The sequence below is a fragment of the Pseudomonas sp. 1L-E-NC-VB-C3 genome (assembly GCF_057291535.1).
The window spans coordinates 25,324-47,965 of sequence record NZ_JBXAWD010000019.1 but is presented as its reverse complement, the minus strand read 5'-3'; the positions used below and the strand labels follow the sequence as shown (position 1 = coordinate 47,965).

Sequence of the window (22,642 nt, the reverse complement as noted above, 5' to 3'; positions counted from 1 at the left end):
TCGGCAGCTCCTACAGTTGAAATGCATTCATTCTGTAGGAGCTGCCGAAGGCTGCGATCTTTTGATTTTGCTTCAGGCTTTCCCCTTGGCATGCGCCGCCAGCCGCTCCAGCGCCGCGCGCAATCCCGGATCGCTGATCCCGTCGGCCGTCGACTGAATCGTCTCTGCCGCACTGCTGGACAGATCCATCGAGTGCCCAACTGCCCGATGCTGCACGATCGGCGGGCGCACGCTGAATTTGATCCGCGTCAAGTTGGCGAACTCTTCGAACAGTTGCAGTTGCCGTTGCAGGCGTTTCTGTTGATAGCGCAGGCGCGTCGCCCAGTGACCGTCAGTGACCACCAGCGACAGCTCGCCTTCGCGCCATTTGGCCACCCGGCAATGCTCGCGGGCGGCCGGTTGCAGCTGGCTTTCGAGCAGGCGCTGCAAATGCTCCAGGCGCTGGGCATGGCCGAGGATGGCTTTGAGCGGTTTGGCTTCACGTAACAGAACGGCGGGTGCTCTGGCCGTGAGAGGGCGAAACGCCATGATCGAACACCTGAAAGTCACAGAGGCGCCATGGTAGCAGAAAGCTGCGGAACCTCTGGGCCATTGCTTTTGTCCCTGATTTGCTCATTAAATCAACGCCTGACTTCTTTCCCCCGACGGGTTGAAGTTGAGCAAAACGCCCCTATTTTAAGTGAGCCCCGTCAAAGCGCAGTGCCAGCATCGTGGAACATCGCCACTTTCCTCACCACCGTTTCCGGGTAGAATGCTCGTTCGCATGCGGCCATGAGGGCTGCACGGGCGACTCACGGGGCCGCCCTCCATCCCTTTAGTGTGGAAGATCCTGCCGATATGTTTGCGCCTTTGTTAAAGAAACTTTTTGGAAGCAAGAACGAGCGTGAAGTCAAACGCATGCTCAAGACGGTGCAGCTCGTCAATGCCTTCGAAGAGCAAATGGTGGCCCTTTCGGACGATCAATTGCGCGCCAAGACCGCCGAGTTCAAGGCCCGTATCGCCAAAGGGGAAACCCTCGACAAGCTGTTGCCGGAAGCCTTTGCCGTAGCCCGCGAGGCCGGCAAGCGTGTGATGGGCATGCGCCACTTCGACGTGCAACTCGTCGGCGGCATGACTCTGCACGAAGGCAAGATTGCCGAAATGCGCACCGGTGAGGGCAAGACCCTCGTGGCCACCCTGGGTGTTTACCTCAACGCACTGTCCGGCAAGGGCGTGCACGTGGTGACCGTGAACGACTACCTGGCCCGCCGTGACGCCAACTGGATGCGCCCGCTGTATGAATTCCTCGGCCTGACCGTCGGCGTCGTGACGCCGTTCCAGCCGCCGGAAGAAAAGCGTGCCGCCTACGCCGCCGACATCACCTACGGCACCAACAACGAATTCGGTTTCGACTACCTGCGCGACAACATGGCGTTCAGCATGGATGAAAAATTCCAGCGCGAACTCAACTTTGCCGTGATCGACGAAGTCGACTCCATCCTCATCGACGAAGCGCGTACCCCGCTGATCATTTCCGGTCAGGCCGAGGACAGCTCCAAGCTGTACATGGAGATCAACAAGCTGATCCCGCAGCTGGAACTGCACGTCGAGGAAGTCGAAGGCCAGGTCACCAAGGCCGGCCACTACACCGTTGACGAAAAGACCCGTCAGGTCGAACTCAACGAAGCCGGTCACCAGTTCATCGAAGAAATGCTCACCCGCGTCGGCCTGCTGGCCGAAGGCGAGAGCCTGTACTCGGCGCACAACCTTGGCCTGCTGACCCACGTCTACGCCGGTCTGCGTGCGCACAAGCTGTTCAACCGCAACATCGAATACATCGTCCAGGACGGTCAGGTCGTACTGGTCGACGAACACACCGGTCGTACCATGCCGGGTCGTCGTCTGTCCGAAGGCCTGCACCAGGCTATCGAAGCCAAGGAAGGTCTGAACATTCAGGCCGAGAGCCAGACCCTGGCCTCGACGACTTTCCAGAACTACTTCCGTCTGTACACCAAGCTGTCCGGCATGACCGGTACCGCCGACACCGAAGCGTTCGAATTCCACCAGATCTATGGTCTGGAAGTCATGGTCATTCCGCCGAACAAACCGTTGGCGCGTAAAGACTACAACGACCTGGTGTTCCTCACCGCCGAAGAGAAATACGCTGCGATCGTCGCGGACATCAAGGAAAGCATGGCCGCCGGTCGTCCGGTGCTGGTGGGTACCGCGACCATCGAGACGTCCGAGCACATGTCCGAATTGCTCGTCAAAGAAGGCATCGAACACAAGGTTCTCAACGCCAAGTTCCACGAAAAAGAAGCTGAGATCATCGCTCAGGCCGGTCGTCCGGGTGCGCTGACCATCGCCACCAACATGGCCGGTCGTGGTACCGACATCCTGTTGGGCGGCAACTGGGAAGTGGAAGTCGCTTCGCTGGAGAACCCGACTCCTGAGCAGATCGCGCAGATCAAGGCCGACTGGCAGAAGCGTCACCAGCAAGTGCTGGAGTCCGGCGGCTTGCAGGTAATTGCTTCCGAGCGTCACGAATCGCGCCGTATCGACAACCAGCTGCGTGGCCGTGCCGGTCGTCAGGGCGATGCCGGTTCGAGCCGCTTCTACCTGTCGCTGGAAGACAGCCTGATGCGCATCTTCGCCTCCGACCGGGTGAAGAACTTCATGAAAGCCTTGGGCATGCAGCCGGGCGAAGCGATCGAGCACCGTATGGTGACCAACGCGATCGAGAAGGCGCAGCGCAAGGTTGAAGGCCGCAACTTCGACATCCGCAAGCAACTGCTCGAGTTCGACGACGTCAACAACGAACAGCGTAAAGTGATCTATCACATGCGTAACACGTTGCTGGCCGCTGACAACATCGGTGAGACCATCGCCGACTTCCGTCAGGACGTGCTCAACGCTACCGTCAGTGCGCACATTCCGCCGCAATCGCTGCCAGAGCAGTGGGATGTGGCCGGTCTGGAAGCGTCGATCGAAAGCGATTTCGGCGTGAAACTGCCGATCCAGCAATGGCTCGACGAAGACGATCACCTGTACGAAGAAACCCTGCGCGAGAAGCTCATGACCGAGCTGATGGCGGCGTACAACGAGAAGGAAGATCAGGCCGGTGCCGAGGCGCTGCGCTCGTTCGAGAAGCAGATTGTCCTGCGCGTACTCGACGACCTGTGGAAAGATCACCTGTCGACCATGGATCACCTGCGTCACGGCATTCACTTGCGTGGCTATGCGCAGAAGAACCCGAAGCAGGAATACAAGCGCGAGTCGTTCACACTGTTCTCCGAGCTGCTGGATTCGATCAAGCGCGACTCGATCCGCGTGCTCTCGCATGTTCAGGTGCGTCGCGAAGATCCGGAAGCCGAAGAGCAACGCCTGCGTCAGGAAGCCGAAGCACTGGCGGCGCGCATGCAGTTCGAACACGCCGAAGCGCCTGGCCTGGATCAGCCGGAAGCGCTGGGTGAAGAGGTCGATGTGGCACTGGCCACCGCCGCTGCCCCGGTGCGCAACGAGCAGAAGCTGGGCCGCAACGAACTGTGCTACTGCGGTTCGGGCAAGAAATACAAGCATTGCCACGGGCAGATCCAGTAAAACCCGTTTCAATCGCTGAACACCCCGCGCCGCGACCGGCTCCTGCCGTCGCGGCGTTTTGCCATTTATCCCACCGTCCTTTCCCGTGGCGGTGCTGACATCATTGAGTAAGGAGCGCATTCATGGCTGTTGGTCTTGGTCCTTTGCCAACGTTGCACCCGGTTGCCGGTTTTGAACTCGGTATCGCCTCGGCCGGCATCAAGCGCCCGGGGCGCAAGGATGTGGTAGTGATGCGCTGTGCTGAAGGTTCGACCGTGGCTGGCGTGTTCACCCTGAACGCGTTCTGCGCCGCGCCGGTGATCCTGTCGAAAAAGCGCGTGCACAATGCTGTGCGTTACTTGCTGACCAACACCGGCAATGCCAACGCCGGTACCGGCGAGCCTGGCTTGGCGGCTGCCGAGCGCACCACCGCTAAGTTGGCCGAGCTGACCGGCGTCGACGCCAGCCAGATTCTGCCGTATTCCACTGGCGTGATCGGCGAGCCGCTGCCGGTCGAGAAGATCGAAGGCGCACTGCAAGCCGCGCTGGATGATCTGTCGGAGAACAACTGGGAAGCCGCGGCCACCGGCATCATGACCACCGACACCCTGCCCAAGGGCGCCAGCCGCCAGTTCGCGCATGACGGCGTGACCATCACCGTCACCGGCATCAGCAAGGGCGCCGGCATGATTCGCCCGAACATGGCGACCATGCTGGGTTACATTGCCACCGACGCCAAAGTTTCCCGCGAGGTGCTGCACAACCTGATGCTCGACGGCGCCAACAAGTCGTTCAACCGCATCACCATCGACGGCGACACTTCGACTAACGACTGCTGCATGCTGATCGCCACCGGCAAGGCCGCGCTGCCCGAGATCACTCGCGCTGAAGGCGAGCTGTTCGCCAAGCTGAAACAGGCGGTGTTCGAAGTGTGCATGGACGTCGCCCAGGCCATCGTGCGTGACGGCGAAGGCGCAACCAAATTCGTTACCGTTGAAGTGAATGGCGGCGGCAACCATCAGGAATGCCTGGACGTCGGTTACACCGTGGCCCACTCGCCGCTGATCAAGACCGCGCTGTTCGCCTCTGACCCGAACTGGGGCCGTATCCTCGCTGCCGTGGGCCGTGCCGGCGTGCCGGACCTGGACGTGAGCAAGATCGACGTATTCCTCGGCGACGTGTGCATCGCCAGCCGTGGCGCCCGCGCCGCGACCTACACTGAAGCCCAGGGCTCGGCCGTGATGCAGCAGGAAGAAATCACCATCCGCATCGAACTGGGCCGCGGTGATTGCAGCGAAACCATCTGGACCACCGACCTGTCGCATGAGTACGTGAAGATCAACGCTGAATACCGTACTTGATTCAAGGTGTGGGAGTGGGCTGCCGGCCTCTTCGCGGGCAAGCCCGCTCCCACAGTGATTGCGGTCGTTCACAAATGCCGTGTACACCACCAAAACCTGTGGGAGCGGGCTTGCCCGCGATGACGGACGACCAGACGCCAGACATTCTGGATTGTTTCCCTGACGAAAAGGCGCCACACCATGTCCCTGCACCTGATCATCGGCGACAAACTGCTTTCCTCCTGGTCCCTGCGTGCGGCACTGGCGCTGGACCTGACCGGCGCACCCTACAGCGAAGAGCTGATCAAGCTCGGCAAACCCGACACCCGCGAGCGCCTGCTCAAGCACTCGCCGACCGGCAAGGTGCCGCTGCTGCAAACCACCCGTGGCACCATCGCCGATTCGCTGGCCATTGCTGAGTACCTCGCTGAGCAGTTTCCGTCCGAGCAACTCTGGCCGAGCGATACCTTCGCCCGCGCCCAGGCCCGCTCGGCCTGCGCACAAATGCACAGCGGCTTCTTCGCCATGCGTAACCACATGCCGTTCAACCTGAGCCAGGACGCACCGCTGAACCCGGTGCCGCCAGAAGTGAAGGTCGATATCGAACGCATGCTCGCGCTGTGGGCCGAATGCCGCGCGGCGGCGACGGAAGAGGGGCCGTACCTGTTCGGTCGTGTCAGCCTTGCCGATGCCTTTTTCGCACCGATCGCCGTGCGCTTGCGCACCTATCAGGTGAAGCTGCCGGCGGTCGACGAAGCTTATGTTGAAACCATCTACCAATGGCCCGCCTTCAAAGCGTGGCAAAAGGCTGGACTGGAGGAATTGAACCCGTGAAACGCGTCCACGTCGCCGCTGCCGTCATTCGTGACGGCGCCGGCAAAATCCTTATCGCCCGCCGTGCCGACACCCAGCATCAAGGCGGCTTGTGGGAATTTCCCGGTGGCAAGGTCGAGGCTGACGAATCGGTCGAATCGGCGCTGGCTCGCGAGCTGCACGAAGAGCTGGGCATCGTCGTTGATGCTGCCCGGCCGCTGATCAAGGTTCGCCACGATTACCCGGACAAACAGGTCTTGCTGGATGTCTGGGAAGTCTCGGCGTTCAGTGGCGAACCCCACGGCGCTGAAGGCCAGCCACTGGCCTGGGTCACTGCCAGGGAATTGATCAACTACGAGTTCCCGGCGGCCAATCAGCCGATCGTCGCGGCGGCGCGCTTGCCTGCCGAATACTTGATCACTCCCGAAGATCTGGAAGGCCCGGCCTTGTTGCGCGGCATCCAGAAAGCGATTGCCGGCGGAATCAAATTGATCCAGCTGCGCGCACCCAACGGCTACGACCCGAAATACCGGGATCTGGCGGTGGATGCGGTGGGCCTGTGCGCCGGCAAGGCGCAGTTGATGATCAAAGGGCCGTTCGAATGGCTCGGCGATTTCCCGTCTGCCGGATGGCACATCACCGCTGCCCAACTGCGTAAATACGCAGCGGCAGGACGTCCGTTGCCAGCTGAGCGCTGGCTCGCGGCGTCGTGCCATGACGCTGAAGAGCTGGCGCTGGCCGAGCAGATGGGCGTTGATTTCGTCACTCTGTCGCCGGTGCAGCCGACGCTGACGCACCCGGATGCGCAGCCATTGGGGTGGGAGCAGGCACAGGCGTTGATTGACGGTTTCAGTAAACCGGTGTTTCTGCTGGGTGGAGTAGGGCCGGCGGAGCGCGAGAAGGCTTGGGGTACTGGGGCTCAGGGTGTGGCGGGGATTCGGGCGTTCTGGCCTGATCCAGTGTAAGGGCTACCGACCTCTTCGCGAGCAGGCTCGCTCCCACAGTGGATTGCATTTCTCCAGTCAGAATGCAGTCAAATGTGGGAGCGAGCCTGCTCGCGAAGGCGCCCTGACAGGCGCTACTTTCCTCCAGGTTTCGCAGCCGGCTGCCACAAAATCTCCGCCACCCCTTGCCGCCGCGCAATCAACCGCGCCACAACAAACAGCAAATCCGACAACCGATTGATATACGCCAGGCCAACCCCGGCCAACGGCTCCAGCGCATTCAAATGCTGACACCGCCGCTCGGCACTGCGCGCCAGACTGCGGCAGACATGTGCCTGCGCAATCAACATCGAACCACCCGGCAAGATGAAGTTTTCCAGCGGCCCCAGCTCTTCATTCCACACATCGATGGCCGCTTCCAGCCGCTCGATTTCGGCCTCATTCAACGCCTGATATTCAGGCATCGCCAGTTCGCCACCGAGGTCGAACAGGCGATGCTGACAAGGCGCCAACACTTCGATGATTTCATTCAGCGCCGGATGCACTTCGCGCTCGGCGAGCAAACCGGCGAGCAACACGCCGACCTGACTGTTCAGCGTATCGACCTCGCCGATCGCCTCGATGCGCGGGTGATCCTTGGGGACGCGACGGCCGTCACCGAGGCCGGTTTCGCCTTTGTCGCCGGTGCGGGTGTAGATCTTCGACAAGCGAAAGCCCATGGGTTACCTCGGTAGTGAATTGGTTTCGGTGGTCAACGGCGCAGGCTGCACCAGCGGCAGACGCAGAGTGAAGCAAGTGCCCTGGCCGGGCGCCGACTGCACTTCCATCTGGCCTTTGTGATTGTTGGTGATGATGAAGTACGACACCGACAGACCAAGCCCCGTGCCCTGGCCGATTTCCTTGGTGGTAAAGAACGGCTCGAAAGTGCGCTTGCGCACGTTCTCGCTCATGCCGATGCCGTTGTCCTCGACCTGAATCTCGGCCCACGGCGGATTGAGTCTGGTACGCAAAATGATCCGGCCCGGCTCGCTGTCGTCTTCGCGCTGATGAATCGCCTGCGCGGCGTTTTTCAGCAGATTGAGCAGCACCTGTTCCAGTTCGTTGGCGGTGCCCGGCACCGGACCCAGTGCCGGGTCGAACTGGCGGATGATCGCCTGGCCCTTGAAGTCGAAGCCGATGGCCAGATCGAAATCGTTGCCGGCGATCTCAACGGCCTGATCGATCAGCGCCGGTAGATCGCACGGCGCCATTTGCCGGGTGCTGCGGCGGCTGAAGCTGAGCATGTGCGTGACGATTTTCGCCGCGCGGGCGCCGGCCTGTTGAATGCCATCGAGCAGTTGCGGGACTTCGCGGCCTTGCAAGTAGCGGTTTACCGTGTCCAGTTCGATGCCCAGTTGCTCGGCGGTCTCGATGTTCTTCGGCAGATCCGCCGACAGACGCCGGCGAATGTTCTGCACGTTGTGCAGGATCGCGCCGAGCGGGTTGTTGATTTCGTGGGCCATGCCGGCCGCGAGGCCACCGACCGAGAGCATCTTCTCCGACTGCACCATCATTTCTTCCAGCGACAGACGCTGAGTGATGTCATCGATACGGATCACCACGCCGCGCCCGGCACCGCCCATCAGTGGGTAAAACGTCAGCGCGTAATGCTTGGGTTCATCGTCCTTGAACCAAGTCACCCGATCGACTTTAGCCACGGTGTGTTGTTCGACAGTGGCCTTGAGCTGCGGTAAAAACGGCTTGAGCGGTTCGAAGGCGAGAAAGATCGGCTGGTTCAGCGCCTCGTCCAGGCGCGTGCCGGAGAGCGCGCTGGCTTCCTGGTTCCACTGGGTGACGTAGAGCTGCTCGTCGAGGGCGATCAGCGCCGAGGGCATCGAGTCGATGATGCTGTTGAGGTAATTCTGGAAGCCGGTGAGTTTCTTTTCGATCTTGCTGCGCACCTGGACTTCCAGCTCCAGCTTGCGGTTGGTGTGGCGAGTTTCCTCGGCCAGGCCTTGCGCCTGATCGTATGCGGCCTGCGAGTCGTCGCGGGCACGCTTGAGCTGCTGCTCGCGGGCTTCGATGCGCGAGAGCATGGTGTTGAACGCCTCGGCCAGACTGCCGATTTCGTCGTGGTTGCCGCGCGCGGCGCGCAAGGCGTAGTTCTCTTCGCGAGTGACCTGCCGGGACAATTCCTCCAGCTGATGAATCGGCCGGGTGATCAGGCGCTTGATCTGCCGGGCAATCACCAGCCACAGCAGTACGCTGAAGATCAGGATGCCGAGGCTGGCGGTCAGAGTGCCGGTGTAGAACGCCATCGGCAGTTCGCTGCTGGCCACCAGCAACAGATGCCCCGGTGCGGCGCCGGGGCGGGGCAGGGTGATCAGTTGATTGCTGCGAAACTCGGTGAGTTGCCAGGCTTCGACATGGCGGTAGCGCTCGGGGAGGCTGAGTTTTTCGCCGCGCTGCACTTGCGCCAGGCGTTCACCCTTGCCGTCATACAGGGCGGCGGCGCGCAGCGGTGAATAACTGTCGAGTTCCTTGAGCAGGCGCTCGGCGCTGCGCGGCGACTCCAGCGCATCGCTGACCAGACTCGGATTGGCGATCAGCCGGCCGATGGTCTGCAGGGCTTGTGGCGCCATGCTTTCCTGAGAAATGTAGTAGGCGGCGCTGATAAAGGTCAGGTTGGCGACCAGCAGAACCGTGGTCAACAACACCAGCAGGGCGGCCAGCAGTTTCTGGCCGACCGGCAGGTTTTCAAGGCGCTGGCGCAATGGCATCAGGTTTATCGCAGCAGGGGAACAAGTCGTCAGCCTAGCGGCTGCTCAGTCGCTGGGCAATCCACGCTTGTGCAGATGAGCGATCAGGCGTTGCTGCAACTGCTGCAGATGCGGCAGGTTCAACTGATGGCGCTCGGCAACTTTGCAGGCGTGGCCCAACAGATAGCTGATCTCGGTGCGGCGCTGGTTGGCGACGTCCTGATACATCGAAGAGTAATTGGCGGCGGTGGCGTGGATCACTCGTTCGACTTCCGCTTGCAGATTGTCCGCCGCAGCGGGTTGGCCGCAGCGTTCGAGCAGTTCGGTCAATTCGGCACAGAGTGTGGCAACTTCGCAGTGATGCTCGCTCAGCCCGCCGTTGCGGCAATCGTGGAGCACGGTCAGCGGGTTGATCGCGCAGTTCAGCGCCAGTTTGCGCCACAGTCGGGTGAGGATGTCAGCGCTCCATTCATGGGGAATGTTCGCCGCTTGCAGATCGTCCAGCCAGACCGGCGCCAGCGGATTTGCCGCATCGCCCAGCCAGTTGAAACCGTGACCGGCAAACACCACGCGCCAATCGCCATCGCGGAACGCGCCCTCGGTGCTGGACGCGCTGATGCAGCGCGCTTGCGGTACCCGCGCGGCCACGGCGTCCTGACTGCCAAGGCCGTTTTGCAGGAGGATCAGTTCGGCGTCCGGAGCGAGGCGTGAAGCGAGGCGGGCGACGGCCTCTTCGGCGTCATAGGCCTTGCACGCGACCAGTAAACGGCGAATTGGCTCGGGGCTGTCCGGGGTTTCGCCGGGAACTGCATAGGTGTGAGCTTGTCCGTTTTCTACCAGGGTCAAGCCGCCCACTGCCTCGTAGCTGTGCAAACGCGCGGCATCGCGCAGGATCAGTTGCACAGGCAAGCCGGCGCGAGCCAGACGTGTCGCCCAGAGTGTGCCGAGGCTGCCGGCGCCAAGTACATGCCAGGTGGTCGACATCAGTTTTTTGCTCGATTGCTTGCAGGCATGTGCGGCTCGCCGTATCGGTAGGAAAAGACCCGTTATAATGAGCCCGATTTTAACCGCAAGCCAAGCGCGCTCCATCCACATCGAGCGCGCCTTTTTATTGGAGAGATTACATGCCGTCGTTCGACGTGGTATCCGAACTGGACAAACACGAACTCACCAACGCGGTCGAGAACGCCGTGAAGGAACTCGATCGTCGTTATGACCTGAAAGGCAAGGGCAGCTTCGAGTTCAAGGAAAAAGACCTGACCGTCAGCCTCACCGCCGAAGCTGCTTTCCAGCTCGAAGCGATGATCGAAATCCTCAAGCTGGCGCTGACCAAGCGCAAGATCGACGTGCAGTGCCTTGAGGTCAAGGATGCTTACGCTTCGGGCAAACTGATGAAGCAGGACGCCATCCTCAAGGAAGGCATCGACAAGGAGCTGGCAAAGAAAATCGTCGGCCACATCAAGGAAGCCAAGCTCAAGGTCCAGGCCGCCATTCAGGGCGAGCAGGTGCGTGTCACCGGCAAGAAGCGCGACGATTTGCAGGAAGCCATCGCGGCCCTGCGTGCCAGGGAATTCGGCATGCCGCTGCAGTTCAACAACTTCCGCGACTAAGCTTGGTCTGAAGGCTATGTGGGAGCGAGCCTGCTCGCGAATGCGGTGTTTCATTCAGCGAAAAGTTGACTGACACGCCGCATTCGCGAGCAGGCTCGCTCCCACAGTTGTTTTGAATACACCCCGGGAAGCCGGAAATCAGGAGATAGAACATGGATTTGAATGCGGAAGTGGACCACCTGGTCAAGGCGTCCCAGGCGTGGATCCCGATGATCATGGAATACGGCAGCCGCGTACTGCTGGCAGTGATTACCCTGGCGATCGGCTGGTGGCTGATCAACAAGGTCACGCAAAAACTCGGCGGTCTGCTGGCTCTGCGCAATGCCGACCTCGCGCTGCAAGGCTTTATCAGCAGCTTGGCCAATATCATTCTCAAGGTGCTGCTGATTGTCAGCGTCGCGTCGATGATCGGCGTCGAAACCACCTCGTTCGTCGCGGCTATCGGTGCTGCGGGTCTGGCGATCGGTCTGGCCTTGCAGGGCAGCCTGGCGAACTTCGCTGGCGGCGTACTGATTCTGCTGTTCCGCCCGTTCCGCATCGGTGACTGGATCGAAGCCCAGGGCGTGGCGGGTACCGTCGACAGCATCCAGATTTTCCACACCGTGCTGCGTACCGGCGACAACAAGACCATCATCCTGCCCAACGGCAACCTGTCGAACGGCATCATCACCAACACCAACCGTCAGCCAACCCGCAAAGTCGTGTTTGATGTCGGCGTGGATTACGAAGCGGATCTGCAGAAGGCCCGTCAGGTATTGCTGGATCTGGCCAAGGATCCCCGCGTCATGCAGGACCCGGAGCCACAGGCAGTGATTTCGACATTGGGCGACAGTTCGATCACTGTATCCCTGCGCGTATGGGTTAAAACTGCGGACTATTGGGACGTGATGTTCATGTTCAATGAACAGGCGCGTGATCGTTTGAAGGCTGCCGGGATTGATATTCCATTTCCGCAGCGGGTTATACGCGTAGTGCAGGAATCTGCCACGCAGTAAGCGTCTTTGAAGTTGGCTTGGCAGTCAGCAACTAATATAAAACCCGAGCAGTGTGTGCACTCTCGGGTTTTTTATCGGCGCGATAAAACTATCCTTGCTAATAAGTAGCTGGCTAATGTTTTTTCTGTTTGATCAGTTATTCATCCATAAAAAAACCGCCCTCCTGATTCAGGAGGGCGGTTTTGTTAGAGCAGAGCTCTACAGTACGTCAGCTTCGCAACCTTATTACAGGATGCTCAGTGGATACTCAACGATCAAACGCAGGTCGTTGTTATCACCACCGTTGTAAGAAGTGTTGGAGCGATACCAGGCGCTACGCAGGCGGAAAGACAAGTCTTTCGCTGGACCGTTTTGCATAACGTATTTGGATTCGAAGTCCAGTTCGTGCTCTTTGCCCTCTTCAGCGCCGGTGCTGATGTTGTCACCTTTGATGTAACGGGTCATGAAGCTCAGACCAGGTACGCCGAAGGTAGCCATGTTCAGGTCATAACGGCCCTGCCACGAACGCTCGTCTGCACCGTTGAAGTCAGAGTACTGCACGGAGTTGGCGAGGAAGATCGTGCCGCCGCCGTCCACGCCGTACACGTAACCGGTGTCACCGCTGGAGCGCTGGTGGGCGAGGGTGAATTTGTGCGCGCCGATGCTGTAAGCAGCGCTAAGGGACCAGATGCGGTTGTCGATGTCGCCGGACAGGTCTTGACCCTGGCTCTTGCTCTTGTACCCGTTGAAATCGAAGTTCAGCGACTGTTCGTCGTTGATCGGCAGGGTGTAGTTCAGATTGACGTATTGCTTCTTGAAGTGGTCTTCCACGTCGGATGCTGCAACACCGGCGACAAAACTGTCGGTGAACTGATAGGTAGCACCGGCGATGTCAGCGGATTTCAGGCCACCTTCAACGATGGAGTCACGACCCATCTGGCTTTGCGCGCTCAGCGCGGTAAAGCGACCTGCGCTCAGTTCCAGGCCCGGGATCTCTTTGGATACGAGCATGGTGCCGGTAGCGGTCTCAGGCAGCAAGCGGCTGTCGTCGGTGGAAAAAACCGGGCTGGCGACAAACTGGTTACCGTATTTCAGGACAGTGTCGGAAAGACGGAACTTGACTGCTCCACCGCTTTTCGACTGAGTGTCTTCAGCTCTGCCGTCGCTATCGGGAGCGAACAGACCGTTGCCAGTGCGGCCGCGTCCAGTGTCCAGCTTGATGGAGCCAAGACCGAAAGCATCTACACCTACACCGATGGTGCCTTGGGTGAAGCCGGACTCGTAAATGGCATGCATGCCAATACCGGTTTCTTCCCGATAGCCCTGGCGCTCACCCGACGGGCTGCTTTTCAGGTTTTCGTTCTTGAAATCACGGTTCATATACAGCATGCGAGTCTTGACGCTGAAGCTGCTGTCTTCAACAAAACCTTTCGATTCATCTTGAGAAGACGCCATTGCGAACTGCGAGGTGCCTGCTGCAACAGCCAGGGCGATCATGCTCCACTTCATCACGCGCATCGTGATTTGCTCCTTTGGTTTTTAGAAGAGTACTGCCGTCCCACCTGTTTTATTATCTGGGCGGCTCTTTCTTTTTGTGTCGGCGCAAACTTATATCACGCCGACATTGTTGGCGATACTTGCGAAATCAACCTTTCAGCTTCTTTACGGCGTTGTCGCAAAAGGAGCGCTGGATGTCGCAAATTCACAGTACCGATGCAGCCGGACTGACAACTTTATCGCTGTTTCCGGGCCTTTTTTGCATCGCTAAAAAAGAGTCCCTGGCAAAACACTTGAATCTCCATCGGGCAACCCTGCCACTGTTTTTATTGGCTTCAAGCGACCACTTCCAGTGGTGCGCTTATAGTCCATACGGTTACTAATGCAACAAGCGTGCACAAACCGCGAAAACGCTGCGGTTATTTTTCTATGGGCCGCTCGCAGATGTGAAAACCGTGTGAAAACGGGGCTCCGGAGCCTTTTTTGCTGCGGGCTTGACGAGGTTCTCCCAATGGTGTTGCAGCGTACCCAGGGTGCGCAGGACAGCAAAAAACGTTACCGGTTCACCCCTTACTGAGTATTTAGCGGATGCCCGACCCAGTGAGCGTAGTCGTGTTGTGCAGTTTTGGTGCAAAAAAATCATGAATCCAGCCTTGGGCAATCTGGCGGCGACTGACCTGAGGTACGGTAGATCAAGGATTTTCGTGCAGCTCTTCACGTCAAGGCTCATGTCGAGGCCTGTGTTGGTGCGCGGCCGGGATAAATGTTTCATGTCGGAGCGCCTGACGATTTACTGCTGGCAGCGGCGTGAAGCTCGCTGCATTCGCAGGTATGCTGCCGTTCTGTCGCTTGGCGCGCTGCTTCGAATGGGCCGCCGCTAAGCTGAGTTAGAGGATCAGCGGGAGTGCTCACAGTGTTTGCTTTGGATTCACGACTTCAACAGGACACCTTGGTCATCGGCGACTTTCCGTTGTGCCGGCTGTTGCTGTCCAACGACAGCAATTACCCGTGGTTCATCCTGGTGCCTCGCCGCGAGGATATCAGCGAGTTGTTTCAGTTGGATGTCGCCGATCAGCAGCAACTGTGGCAGGAAACCACCACCCTCGCCGAGTTGCTCAAGGATTCGTTCGACGCGGACAAGCTGAACGTGGCAACCCTGGGTAACGTTGTCAGCCAGTTACATATGCATGTGATCGTGCGTAAGCGTGACGATGCGGCATGGCCGGCGCCGGTCTGGGGCAAGCATCCGGCCAGGCCTTACAGCGCAGAACAGGTAGCGACCATTCGCGAACGCTTGCGTCTGGTGCTGACCGATGAATTCACTTTTTTGGAGGGCTGAGTAATGAGCCTTGAAGGACGCGTTACCGATCTGGAAAGCCGTCTGGCCTTTCAGGATGACACCATTCAGGCTTTGAACGATGTGCTGGTGGCGCAGCAGAAGGTCATCGAGCGCTTGCAATTGCAGATGGAAGCGCTGATCAAGCGTCACGAAGAGATGGTCGGGCAGTTCGGTGCTTTTGAGGAAGATGCACCGCCGCCGCATTATTGAGCCATTCGGCAGGCATAAAAAAACCGCGAACAGTCAGGCTGCTCGCGGTTTTTTTTTTGCTTTGGATCAGCGACGCGGCAGGGCGGCGATCACGTCCTCGGCTTGCAGGCCTTTGTCGCGGTTCATTACCGAGAACTCGACGCGCTGGCCTTCGACCAGGACGCGGTGGCCTTCGCCACGAATGGCGCGAAAGTGCACGAAAATATCATCGCCGGAATCCCGGGAGATAAACCCGAAACCCTTGGAAGTGTTGAACCACTTCACGGTGCCGGTATCGCGATTGCTCATGTCATAGGTAGTCGGCGCAGCGGCCGGTGACGATTTGTAGAAGCTCACGGCTAGATGCAGCAGCACGGCAACCAGGGCGATCACCAGGCTGAACAACACCGCCGGCTGGCCAGCGATGACCGGCATCGGCGCGATCAGGGTCAAAGTTTGCAGGACGACAGTCAGTACCAGAAGGGCGCTGACCAGATTTTGCAGATGCTGGCGCGGGCCTTTGTTCCAGTAAGGAATCACTGGAGCGATGACCAGGTTCAGCAGGCCGAAAAAGGCCAGGTAAAGTGCATCGGGCTGTTGCAGGTAAGGAACGGCTTCGGCTTTCAGGCTGGGTATGAACGACAGCAGCAAGGCTGCTGCGCCCATTAGCAGGTGGACGATTTTCAACATTTTGATTGGCTCACGTTATGACGGCTCACAAGGAAGAGCTGAAGGCGCACGGTTCGCTTCAGGACAAAATAAGAGGCGGTGGACACGTACACGGCATCAGCCTATGCGCAACACCCCGGAAAATAGGGCATGGCGACACACTGCCTATTTAACAGCAAAGCCTGCGGCTACTCAAATCAGCCCGGCCAGCGGCAGAAAAACGGTCGATTTGTCGCAGTCTGACCACGGATTCATAGCTGCGAGCCGGCTCTTGCCTTGCTACAGTGGGACCGAACCTGCTGGATGAATTCAATCACTGTTAGGGGGCAAGCATGGCAATTGATATCGGTATCAGTGAAGAAGACCGCAAATCCATCGTCGAAGGGCTGTCGCGACTGCTGTCGGACACCTACGTGCTGTATCTGAAAACCCATAACTTCCACTGGAACGTCACTGGCCCGATGTTTCGCACGTTGCACCTGATGTTCGAAGAGCAATACAACGAGCTGGCGCTGGCCGTCGATTTGATCGCCGAGCGTATCCGTGCGTTGGGCTTCCCGGCGCCGGGTGCCTACGCGACCTACGCGCGTCTTTCTTCTATTAAAGAAGAAGTCGGTGTGCCGAGCGCCGAAGACATGATCAAGCAATTGGTCGAAGGTCAGGAAGCGGTGACCCGTACCGCGCGCGGCATTTTCCCGCTGCTGGACAAGGTCAGCGACGAGCCGACCGCTGACCTGCTGACCCAACGCATGCAGGTGCACGAGAAAACTGCGTGGATGCTGCGCGCGCTGCTCGAGGAATGACCCGGCCGCTGCGGACGGCCTGAGGTCGTCCGCATGCTCTCCAGACTCTTACCGTTGTCGTTGGCTTATCCTACGAGGCTGGTCAACAAGTCGTATGGCGCTAACTTTGTCACTGGGTTTTTATGAAGGCGCAGGATGTTGCCTTATAAATCAGCAGTCATGGCAAAGGAGTGTCAACGCTATGGTAGAAGGAGACAGGCGAAGCGACAGGATGTCGGCTTCGCGGCATGTAATAAAGGTCGATCCGTTCGTCAGCGAGTTCGACATGAATCTGATCCGGCCGCTGTCGCGGTCGATTCGCCTCAATGGTTTTGCGACCTGCCTGCGACTCGAGCAGGTCTACTGGAACATCCTCGGCGGCATGGCCGAGGACAATCATTGCTCGATCAGCACACTACTATCCCACGTTGATCGTGAGGTGCATCTGCGTTACGGCGGAGTGAAGAATTTCAGTGCGCTGGTGCGGGTGGTTTGCGTCATGAACGGGATCAAAGATCTCGCACCCGCAGTTTCGCGCTGAACGGCGGGTGCAACGAGGTTGCGGGCTGTGCAGCGTTACGGCTGCACAGCCCGCATTTAATCGATATAATCCCGCGCTTTCGCCGCAAAGCCCTTCGCGCGGCAGCAATCTGATCGCCGAGACACCTCCATGCCAATGTACGATTACCAATGTGCTTCCTGTGGTCATCAGTTGGAAGCCATTCAGAAGATCAGCGACGCACCGTTGGTCGATTGCCCTGCCTGCCAGGCGCCCGAACTGAAGAAGCAGCTGTCCATGCCGGGTTTTCGCCTCAGCGGCAACGGTTGGTACGAGACCGACTTCAAGACCGGAGCCAAGAAGAATCTGGCCGGTGGCGACAAAGCTGACTAGGGTTCCAACCCTGAACGAACGACACGCGTGAGTTTCCGCCCTGCTTGATGGCGGCGGGATCTCCACCGAATTTCGAATTACGAGAAGCGAACCACACCATGATGCGCAGCCACTATTGCGGCCAACTGAACGAAAGCCTGGAAGGCCAGGAAATTACCCTTTGCGGATGGGTTCACCGTCGCCGCGACCACGGCGGGGTGATTTTCCTCGATATCCGTGATCGTGATGGTCTGGCTCAGGTGGTGTTCGATCCGGATCGCGCCGAGAGCTTCGCCGCCGCCGACCGCGTGCGCAGCGAATACGTCGTGAAGATCACCGGCAAGGTGCGTCTGCGTCCGGCCGGCGCGACCAACGCCAACATGGCCTCGGGCATGATCGAAGTGCTGGGTTATGAACTGGAAGTGCTGAACGAGTCGGAAACCCCGCCGTTCCCGCTCAACGAGTTCTCCGACGTCGGCGAAGAAACCCGCCTGCGCTATCGCTTCCTCGACCTGCGTCGTCCGGAAATGGCCGAGAAGCTGCGCCTGCGTTCGCGCATGACCACCAGCATCCGTCGCTTCCTCGACGAGAACGGCTTCCTCGACGTCGAAACGCCGATCCTGACCCGGGCCACTCCGGAAGGTGCGCGTGACTATCTGGTGCCGAGCCGTACCCACGCCGGTTCGTTCTTCGCCCTGCCGCAATCGCCGCAGCTGTTCAAGCAACTGCTGATGGTCGCCGGCTTCGACCGTTACTACCAGATCGCCAAGTGCTTCCGTGACGAAGACCTGCGTGCCGACCGTCAGCCGGAATTCACCCAGATCGACATCGAGACCAGCTTCCTCGATGAAAAAGAGATCATGGGCCTGACCGAGCAGATGATCCGCAACCTGTTCAAGGAAGTGCTGAACCTGGAGTTCGGCGAATTCCCGCACATGACCTTCGAAGAAGCCATGCGCCGCTACGGTTCGGACAAGCCGGACCTGCGTATTCCGCTGGAACTGGTTGACGTTGCCGACCAGTTGAAAGAAGTCGACTTCAAAGTCTTCAGCGGCCCGGCCAACGATCCGAAGTGCCGCATCGCCGCACTGCGTGTTCCAGGCGGGGCGAGCATGCCGCGCAAGCAGATCGACGACTACACCAAGTTCGTCGGCATCTACGGTGCCAAGGGCCTGGCGTACATCAAGGTCAACGAGCGTGCCGCCGGTGTTGAAGGTCTGCAATCGCCGATCGTGAAGAACATCCCGGAAGACAAGCTCAACGTGATCCTCGATCGCGTTGGCGCAGTCGATGGCGATATCGTGTTCTTCGGTGCCGACAAGGCCAAGATCGTCAGCGAAGCCCTGGGCGCGCTGCGTATCAAACTCGGTCACGACCTGAAGCTGCTGACCTGCGAGTGGGCGCCAATGTGGGTCGTCGACTTCCCGATGTTCGAAGAGAACGACGACGGCAGCTTCTCGGCGCTGCACCACCCGTTCACTGCACCGAAGTGCACCCCGCAGGAGCTCGAAGCCAACCCGGCCGGCGCACTGTCCCGTGCGTACGACATGGTCTTGAACGGCACCGAGCTGGGCGGCGGTTCGATCCGTATCCATCGCAAGGAAATGCAGCAAGCGGTATTCCGTCTGCTGGGCATCAATGAAGCGGAACAGGAAGAGAAGTTCGGCTTCCTGCTCGACGCGCTGAAGTACGGTGCACCGCCGCACGGTGGTCTGGCCTTCGGTCTGGACCGTCTGGTGATGCTGATGACCGGCGCCCAGTCGATCCGTGAAGTGATCGCCTTCCCGAAAACCCAGAGTGCTGCCGACGTGATGACGCAGGCTCCGGGCGTAGTGGATGCCAAGGCATTGCGCGAGCTGCACATTCGCCTGCGCGAAACGCCAAAGGCTGAGTAAGACGGGCCTGAAGGCGCATCTTCGGATGCGCCTTTTTTCTTTCTCAGGTCGAATTTTTCAATTGCCGGCCGCTGCCTCGGCGGGGCGGGCAAGGTTTCAAAGAGCATTCGGAGCAAGTTATGGCAGGTCATTCCAAGTGGGCAAACATCAAGCACCGCAAAGAACGTCAGGATGCCAAGAGGGGCAAGATCTTCACCAAGTGGATCCGTGAACTGACCGTTGCGGCCCGTCAGGGTGGCGGTGATCCGGGTTCCAACCCGCGTCTGCGTCTGGCTCTGGACAAGGCGTTGAGCGCGAACATGAGTCGCGACATCATCGACCGTGCCGTCGCGCGCGGTGCCGGCGCCACTGAAGCGGACAACGTTGAAGAACTGACCTACGAAGGTTACGGCCCGGGCGGTGTGGCGGTGATGGTCGAGTGCATGACCGACAACCGCAACCGCACTGCGGCGGCTGTGCGTCACGCGTTCAGCAAGTGTGGCGGCAACCTCGGCACCGATGGTTCGGTGGCGTATCTGTTCGAGCGCAAGGGCCAGATCAGCTTCGCTCCGGGCGTCGATGAAGACGCACTGACCGAAGCGGCACTGGAAGCCGATGCCGATGACGTGGTCACCCACGAAGACGGTTCGATCGACGTGTTCACCTCGTTCACCGGTTTCTATGCGGTGCGCAACGCGCTGGAAGCGGCCGGGTTCAAGGGCGATGATGCGGAAATCGTCATGCAGCCGACCACCAGCGCCGAGCTGGATCTGGAAGGTGCGGAGAAAGTGCTCAAGCTGATCGACATGCTTGAGGACCTGGATGACGTGCAGAACGTCTACTCCAACGCGGACATCCCGGAAGACGTCGCCGCTCAGCTTGGCTGATAAGCGACTAGTCTTCCTTGTGGGAGCGAGCCTGCTCGCGAAAGCGGTGTGTCATTCAGCACCTGTATCTGCTGACATACCGCCTTCGCGAGCAGGCTCGCTCCCACATTTGCTATTGGCTGTCAGGTAAATCGTTTTATGAATCTGCAGGCGTTATGACTCTAATCCTTGGTATCGACCCCGGTTCGCGCATCACCGGTTACGGGATCGTTCGCGATACCGGGCGGGGTGGCTGCATCTATGTGGCCTCGGGCTGCATTCGCACCGGCTCCGGCGAGCTGCATGAGCGTCTGCAGATCGTCTATCGCGGCGTGCGCGAAATCATCAAGACCTACGGCCCGGTGACCATGGGCATCGAAAAGGTGTTCATGGCGAAAAACGCCGACTCGGCGCTCAAGCTCGGGCAGGCGCGCGGCGCTGCGATTGTCGCCGGCGCCGAAGAGTGTCTGGAAATCGCCGAGTACACCGCCACGCAAGTCAAACAGGCGGTGGTCGGCACCGGTGCGGCCAATAAGGAGCAGGTGCAGATGATGGTCATGCACATGCTCAAGTTGACCAGCAAGCCGCAGATCGACGCCTCCGACGCCCTCGCGATTGCCATTTGCCATGCGCACACGCGCTCAAGCCTGCTGCCGCACGGGCTGGGAACCGCACGCAGTCGTGGCGGGCGCCTGCGTCTCTGATAGCATCAGCATCAATTTTCTCGAAAGTGACTTCGCGGTGCCTGTGTTGTCGGCGCGCAAGCCACCTTCAATCGTCGCCAGCCCACGGCTGGCCAGCGCTCAAGGATTCAAAACGTGATTGGACGCTTGCGCGGCACCCTGGCTGAGAAACAGCCGCCGCACCTGATTCTCGATGTGAACGGCCTTGGCTATGAGGTGGAAGTGCCCATGACCACCCTTTATCGTCTGCCGTCGGTCGGCGAACCGCTGACCCTGCACACCCATTTGGTCGTACGCGAAGATGCGCAATTGCTCTATGGTTTTGCCGGCAAGCGTGAGCGAGACTTCTTTCGCGAGCTGATCCGTCTCAATGGCGTCGGACCGAAACTGGCGCTGGCGTTGATGTCGAGCCTGGAAGTCGACGAGCTGGTGCGCTGCGTGCAGTCTCAGGACACTTCGGCGCTGACCAAGGTGCCGGGGGTTGGCAAGAAAACCGCCGAGCGTTTGCTGGTGGAATTGAAAGATCGCTTCAAGGCCTGGGAAACTTCGCCGGCGATGTTCGCGCTGGTGCCGAATCAGCCGGACGGCCCGGCGCCGGTCAACAGTGCCGAGACCGATGCGGTCAGCGCGTTGATCTCGCTGGGCTACAAGCCGCAGGAAGCGAGCAAGGCGATTTCCGCGATCAAAGACAAGAACCTGAGCAGCGAAGACCTGATCCGCCGCGCTCTGAAGGGAATGATTTAAGTGATTGAAGCTGATCGTCTGATCGCCGCCGCGCACAGCCCGCGCGAGCGCGAAGAAGTCCAGGATCGGGCCATCCGCCCGGTCAGCCTGGCTGATTACATTGGCCAGCCGACCGTGCGCGAGCAGATGGAGCTGTTTATCCAGGCTGCCCGTGGCCGCAGCGAATCCCTCGATCACACCCTGATCTTCGGCCCGCCGGGGCTGGGCAAGACCACGCTGGCGAACATCATTGCCCAGGAAATGGGCGTGTCGATCAAGAGCACCTCCGGGCCAGTGCTGGAACGCCCGGGTGATCTGGCCGCGTTGCTGACCAATCTTGAGCCGCACGATGTGTTGTTCATCGACGAAATTCATCGTCTGTCGCCGATCGTTGAAGAAGTGCTGTACCCGGCGATGGAAGATTTTCAGCTCGACATCATGATTGGCGAGGGGCCGGCGGCGCGTTCGATCAAACTCGATCTGCCGCCTTTCACTCTGGTCGGCGCCACCACCCGCGCCGGCATGCTGACCAATCCGTTGCGTGATCGCTTCGGTATCGTCCAGCGTCTGGAGTTCTACAGCACGGCGGATCTGGCAACGATCGTCAGTCGTTCGGCGGCAATTCTCGGTCTGCCGCTGGACCCGGAAGGTTCGTTCGAGATCGCCCGTCGCGCTCGTGGCACGCCGCGAATTGCCAACCGTCTGCTGCGGCGGGTGCGCGATTTCGCTGAAGTACGCGCCAAGGGCCACATCACCAAAGCGGTGGCGGATCTGGCGCTGAACCTGCTGGACGTCGATGAACACGGTTTCGATCACCAGGACCGGCGTCTGCTGCTGACCATGATCGAGAAGTTCGACGGCGGTCCGGTTGGTATCGACAGTCTGGCGGCGGCGATCAGTGAAGAACGCCACACCATTGAAGACGTGCTCGAACCGTATCTGATCCAGCAGGGCTACATCATGCGCACGCCACGGGGCAGGGTAGTGACGCGGCATGCCTATCTGCATTTCGGTTTGAATGTTCCGTCACGCATGGGCGAGATGCCCGTGGCAGACGAGTTTCTCGACGCCGTCGACGATTGATACACATTTGTTGGTGATTTATTCAGGGTTTGTACTGTCAGACGACGGTACTTTTGCGTTAAAGCTTTGAAACCACGAAAAACAGTTGT

Annotated in this window: 22 protein-coding genes; 16 read left to right on the top strand and 6 right to left on the bottom strand. The window is 59.5% G+C overall.

Annotated elements, in window-relative coordinates; translation table 11 throughout:
* Positions 1-72 precede the first annotated feature (72 nt).
* On the bottom strand, positions 73-528 hold the full coding sequence (locus AC0Z5Z_RS24445; protein WP_095181464.1) for a DUF721 domain-containing protein: 456 nt from the start codon (positions 526-528) through the stop codon (positions 73-75).
* A 309-nt stretch (positions 529-837) separates the two neighbouring features.
* On the opposite strand from AC0Z5Z_RS24445, the gene secA reads away from it, so the two are divergent.
* From secA to AC0Z5Z_RS24425, 4 genes are all read left to right on the top strand, one after another.
* Complete coding sequence (gene secA, locus AC0Z5Z_RS24440; protein WP_038861039.1) at positions 838-3,579, top strand: preprotein translocase subunit SecA; 2,742 nt, start codon at positions 838-840, stop codon at positions 3,577-3,579.
* A gap of 122 nt (positions 3,580-3,701) precedes the next feature.
* On the top strand, positions 3,702-4,919 hold the full coding sequence (gene argJ / locus AC0Z5Z_RS24435; protein WP_485611757.1) for a bifunctional glutamate N-acetyltransferase/amino-acid acetyltransferase ArgJ: 1,218 nt from the start codon (positions 3,702-3,704) through the stop codon (positions 4,917-4,919).
* 180 nt (positions 4,920-5,099) lie between these two features.
* A complete protein-coding gene (locus AC0Z5Z_RS24430; RefSeq protein ID WP_024014096.1) occupies positions 5,100-5,732 on the top strand; it encodes a glutathione S-transferase family protein in 633 nt (210 codons plus the stop codon).
* Complete coding sequence (locus tag AC0Z5Z_RS24425; RefSeq protein WP_056787887.1) at positions 5,729-6,676, top strand: Nudix family hydrolase; 948 nt, start codon at positions 5,729-5,731, stop codon at positions 6,674-6,676. Before AC0Z5Z_RS24430 ends, AC0Z5Z_RS24425 begins: the two co-directional genes overlap by 4 nt.
* Before the next feature lie 113 nt (positions 6,677-6,789).
* On the opposite strand, the gene AC0Z5Z_RS24420 is transcribed toward AC0Z5Z_RS24425, so the two are convergent.
* The 3 genes from AC0Z5Z_RS24420 to AC0Z5Z_RS24410 are packed head-to-tail and all read right to left on the bottom strand — an operon-like array spanning position 6,790 to position 10,377.
* A complete protein-coding gene (locus tag AC0Z5Z_RS24420; protein ID WP_150637464.1) occupies positions 6,790-7,374 on the bottom strand; it encodes a cob(I)yrinic acid a,c-diamide adenosyltransferase in 585 nt (194 codons plus the stop codon).
* A 3-nt stretch (positions 7,375-7,377) separates the two neighbouring features.
* A complete protein-coding gene (locus AC0Z5Z_RS24415; RefSeq protein ID WP_076563949.1) occupies positions 7,378-9,414 on the bottom strand; it encodes a sensor histidine kinase in 2,037 nt (678 codons plus the stop codon).
* A 45-nt stretch (positions 9,415-9,459) separates the two neighbouring features.
* The gene (locus AC0Z5Z_RS24410) at positions 9,460-10,377 is read right to left on the bottom strand and encodes a putative 2-dehydropantoate 2-reductase (RefSeq protein ID WP_056787896.1); all 918 of its coding nucleotides are present in this window, start codon (positions 10,375-10,377) and stop codon (positions 9,460-9,462) included.
* 140 nt (positions 10,378-10,517) lie between these two features.
* On the opposite strand from AC0Z5Z_RS24410, the gene AC0Z5Z_RS24405 reads away from it, so the two are divergent.
* Together AC0Z5Z_RS24405 and AC0Z5Z_RS24400 are read left to right on the top strand one after the other, a co-directional pair.
* Positions 10,518-11,003 (top strand): YajQ family cyclic di-GMP-binding protein, encoded by a 486-nt coding sequence (locus AC0Z5Z_RS24405; RefSeq protein WP_056787899.1) that lies wholly within the window; start codon positions 10,518-10,520, stop codon positions 11,001-11,003.
* A gap of 152 nt (positions 11,004-11,155) precedes the next feature.
* Complete coding sequence (locus AC0Z5Z_RS24400; protein ID WP_016773492.1) at positions 11,156-11,998, top strand: mechanosensitive ion channel family protein; 843 nt, start codon at positions 11,156-11,158, stop codon at positions 11,996-11,998.
* 225 nt (positions 11,999-12,223) lie between these two features.
* Here the strand turns inward: AC0Z5Z_RS24400 and AC0Z5Z_RS24395 are convergent, their stop codons facing one another.
* Positions 12,224-13,495, bottom strand: a complete 1,272-nt coding sequence (locus tag AC0Z5Z_RS24395; protein WP_071173364.1) for an OprD family porin — start codon at positions 13,493-13,495, stop codon at positions 12,224-12,226.
* 892 nt (positions 13,496-14,387) lie between these two features.
* Between AC0Z5Z_RS24395 and AC0Z5Z_RS24390 the strand changes: the two genes are divergently transcribed.
* Both AC0Z5Z_RS24390 and AC0Z5Z_RS24385 read left to right on the top strand, forming a co-directional pair.
* Positions 14,388-14,813: an HIT family protein gene (locus tag AC0Z5Z_RS24390; RefSeq protein ID WP_150741942.1), complete on the top strand. Its 426-nt coding sequence runs from the start codon at positions 14,388-14,390 to the stop codon at positions 14,811-14,813.
* A 3-nt stretch (positions 14,814-14,816) separates the two neighbouring features.
* A complete protein-coding gene (locus AC0Z5Z_RS24385; protein ID WP_041479795.1) occupies positions 14,817-15,023 on the top strand; it encodes a SlyX family protein in 207 nt (68 codons plus the stop codon).
* A 66-nt stretch (positions 15,024-15,089) separates the two neighbouring features.
* Here AC0Z5Z_RS24385 and AC0Z5Z_RS24380 read toward each other — a convergent pair whose 3' ends face one another.
* Complete coding sequence (locus AC0Z5Z_RS24380; RefSeq protein WP_016773496.1) at positions 15,090-15,692, bottom strand: cold-shock protein; 603 nt, start codon at positions 15,690-15,692, stop codon at positions 15,090-15,092.
* A gap of 311 nt (positions 15,693-16,003) precedes the next feature.
* Here AC0Z5Z_RS24380 and AC0Z5Z_RS24375 point away from each other — a divergent pair, with 311 nt between their 5' ends.
* The 8 genes from AC0Z5Z_RS24375 (at position 16,004) to ruvB (ending at position 22,553) form a co-directional block, all read left to right on the top strand.
* Positions 16,004-16,474: a Dps family protein gene (locus AC0Z5Z_RS24375; RefSeq protein ID WP_041479794.1), complete on the top strand. Its 471-nt coding sequence runs from the start codon at positions 16,004-16,006 to the stop codon at positions 16,472-16,474.
* Positions 16,475-16,655: 181 nt separating this feature from the next.
* Positions 16,656-16,994, top strand: coding sequence for a ribbon-helix-helix domain-containing protein (locus AC0Z5Z_RS24370; RefSeq protein WP_024014091.1), 339 nt, complete (start codon positions 16,656-16,658; stop codon positions 16,992-16,994).
* A gap of 129 nt (positions 16,995-17,123) precedes the next feature.
* On the top strand, positions 17,124-17,345 hold the full coding sequence (locus AC0Z5Z_RS24365; protein ID WP_016773499.1) for an FmdB family zinc ribbon protein: 222 nt from the start codon (positions 17,124-17,126) through the stop codon (positions 17,343-17,345).
* Between the two features lie 98 nt (positions 17,346-17,443).
* On the top strand, positions 17,444-19,219 hold the full coding sequence (aspS, locus tag AC0Z5Z_RS24360) for an aspartate--tRNA ligase (RefSeq protein WP_041479793.1): 1,776 nt from the start codon (positions 17,444-17,446) through the stop codon (positions 19,217-19,219).
* Positions 19,220-19,338: 119 nt separating this feature from the next.
* The gene (locus AC0Z5Z_RS24355; protein WP_024014089.1) at positions 19,339-20,085 is read left to right on the top strand and encodes a YebC/PmpR family DNA-binding transcriptional regulator; all 747 of its coding nucleotides are present in this window, start codon (positions 19,339-19,341) and stop codon (positions 20,083-20,085) included.
* 155 nt (positions 20,086-20,240) lie between these two features.
* The gene (gene ruvC, locus AC0Z5Z_RS24350) at positions 20,241-20,768 is read left to right on the top strand and encodes a crossover junction endodeoxyribonuclease RuvC (RefSeq protein WP_016773501.1); all 528 of its coding nucleotides are present in this window, start codon (positions 20,241-20,243) and stop codon (positions 20,766-20,768) included.
* Between the two features lie 114 nt (positions 20,769-20,882).
* Entirely contained in the window at positions 20,883-21,491 is a 609-nt protein-coding gene (gene ruvA / locus AC0Z5Z_RS24345) for a Holliday junction branch migration protein RuvA (RefSeq protein WP_024014088.1), read from the top strand.
* Positions 21,492-22,553, top strand: a complete 1,062-nt coding sequence (gene ruvB, locus AC0Z5Z_RS24340) for a Holliday junction branch migration DNA helicase RuvB (protein WP_024014087.1) — start codon at positions 21,492-21,494, stop codon at positions 22,551-22,553.
* Positions 22,554-22,642: the final 89 nt, after the last annotated feature.

What these genes read in the sequence shown, in the direction of transcription:
- AC0Z5Z_RS24445 (WP_095181464.1), bottom strand. Translation starts at nt 528, where the DNA reads ATGGCGTTTCGCCCTCTCACGGCCAGAGCACCCGCCGTTCTGTTACGT.
- AC0Z5Z_RS24385 (WP_041479795.1), top strand. Translation starts at nt 14,817, where the DNA reads ATGAGCCTTGAAGGACGCGTTACCGATCTGGAAAGCCGTCTGGCCTTT.
- AC0Z5Z_RS24400 (WP_016773492.1), top strand. Translation starts at nt 11,156, where the DNA reads ATGGATTTGAATGCGGAAGTGGACCACCTGGTCAAGGCGTCCCAGGCG.
- AC0Z5Z_RS24430 (WP_024014096.1), top strand. Translation starts at nt 5,100, where the DNA reads ATGTCCCTGCACCTGATCATCGGCGACAAACTGCTTTCCTCCTGGTCC.
- AC0Z5Z_RS24420 (WP_150637464.1), bottom strand. Translation starts at nt 7,374, where the DNA reads ATGGGCTTTCGCTTGTCGAAGATCTACACCCGCACCGGCGACAAAGGC.
- secA (WP_038861039.1), top strand. Translation starts at nt 838, where the DNA reads ATGTTTGCGCCTTTGTTAAAGAAACTTTTTGGAAGCAAGAACGAGCGT.
- ruvC (WP_016773501.1), top strand. Translation starts at nt 20,241, where the DNA reads ATGACTCTAATCCTTGGTATCGACCCCGGTTCGCGCATCACCGGTTAC.
- AC0Z5Z_RS24395 (WP_071173364.1), bottom strand. Translation starts at nt 13,495, where the DNA reads ATGCGCGTGATGAAGTGGAGCATGATCGCCCTGGCTGTTGCAGCAGGC.
- AC0Z5Z_RS24380 (WP_016773496.1), bottom strand. Translation starts at nt 15,692, where the DNA reads ATGTTGAAAATCGTCCACCTGCTAATGGGCGCAGCAGCCTTGCTGCTG.
- AC0Z5Z_RS24405 (WP_056787899.1), top strand. Translation starts at nt 10,518, where the DNA reads ATGCCGTCGTTCGACGTGGTATCCGAACTGGACAAACACGAACTCACC.
- AC0Z5Z_RS24365 (WP_016773499.1), top strand. Translation starts at nt 17,124, where the DNA reads ATGCCAATGTACGATTACCAATGTGCTTCCTGTGGTCATCAGTTGGAA.
- AC0Z5Z_RS24415 (WP_076563949.1), bottom strand. Translation starts at nt 9,414, where the DNA reads ATGCCATTGCGCCAGCGCCTTGAAAACCTGCCGGTCGGCCAGAAACTG.
- AC0Z5Z_RS24370 (WP_024014091.1), top strand. Translation starts at nt 16,656, where the DNA reads ATGGTAGAAGGAGACAGGCGAAGCGACAGGATGTCGGCTTCGCGGCAT.
- argJ (WP_485611757.1), top strand. Translation starts at nt 3,702, where the DNA reads ATGGCTGTTGGTCTTGGTCCTTTGCCAACGTTGCACCCGGTTGCCGGT.
- AC0Z5Z_RS24410 (WP_056787896.1), bottom strand. Translation starts at nt 10,377, where the DNA reads ATGTCGACCACCTGGCATGTACTTGGCGCCGGCAGCCTCGGCACACTC.
- AC0Z5Z_RS24355 (WP_024014089.1), top strand. Translation starts at nt 19,339, where the DNA reads ATGGCAGGTCATTCCAAGTGGGCAAACATCAAGCACCGCAAAGAACGT.
- AC0Z5Z_RS24375 (WP_041479794.1), top strand. Translation starts at nt 16,004, where the DNA reads ATGGCAATTGATATCGGTATCAGTGAAGAAGACCGCAAATCCATCGTC.
- aspS (WP_041479793.1), top strand. Translation starts at nt 17,444, where the DNA reads ATGATGCGCAGCCACTATTGCGGCCAACTGAACGAAAGCCTGGAAGGC.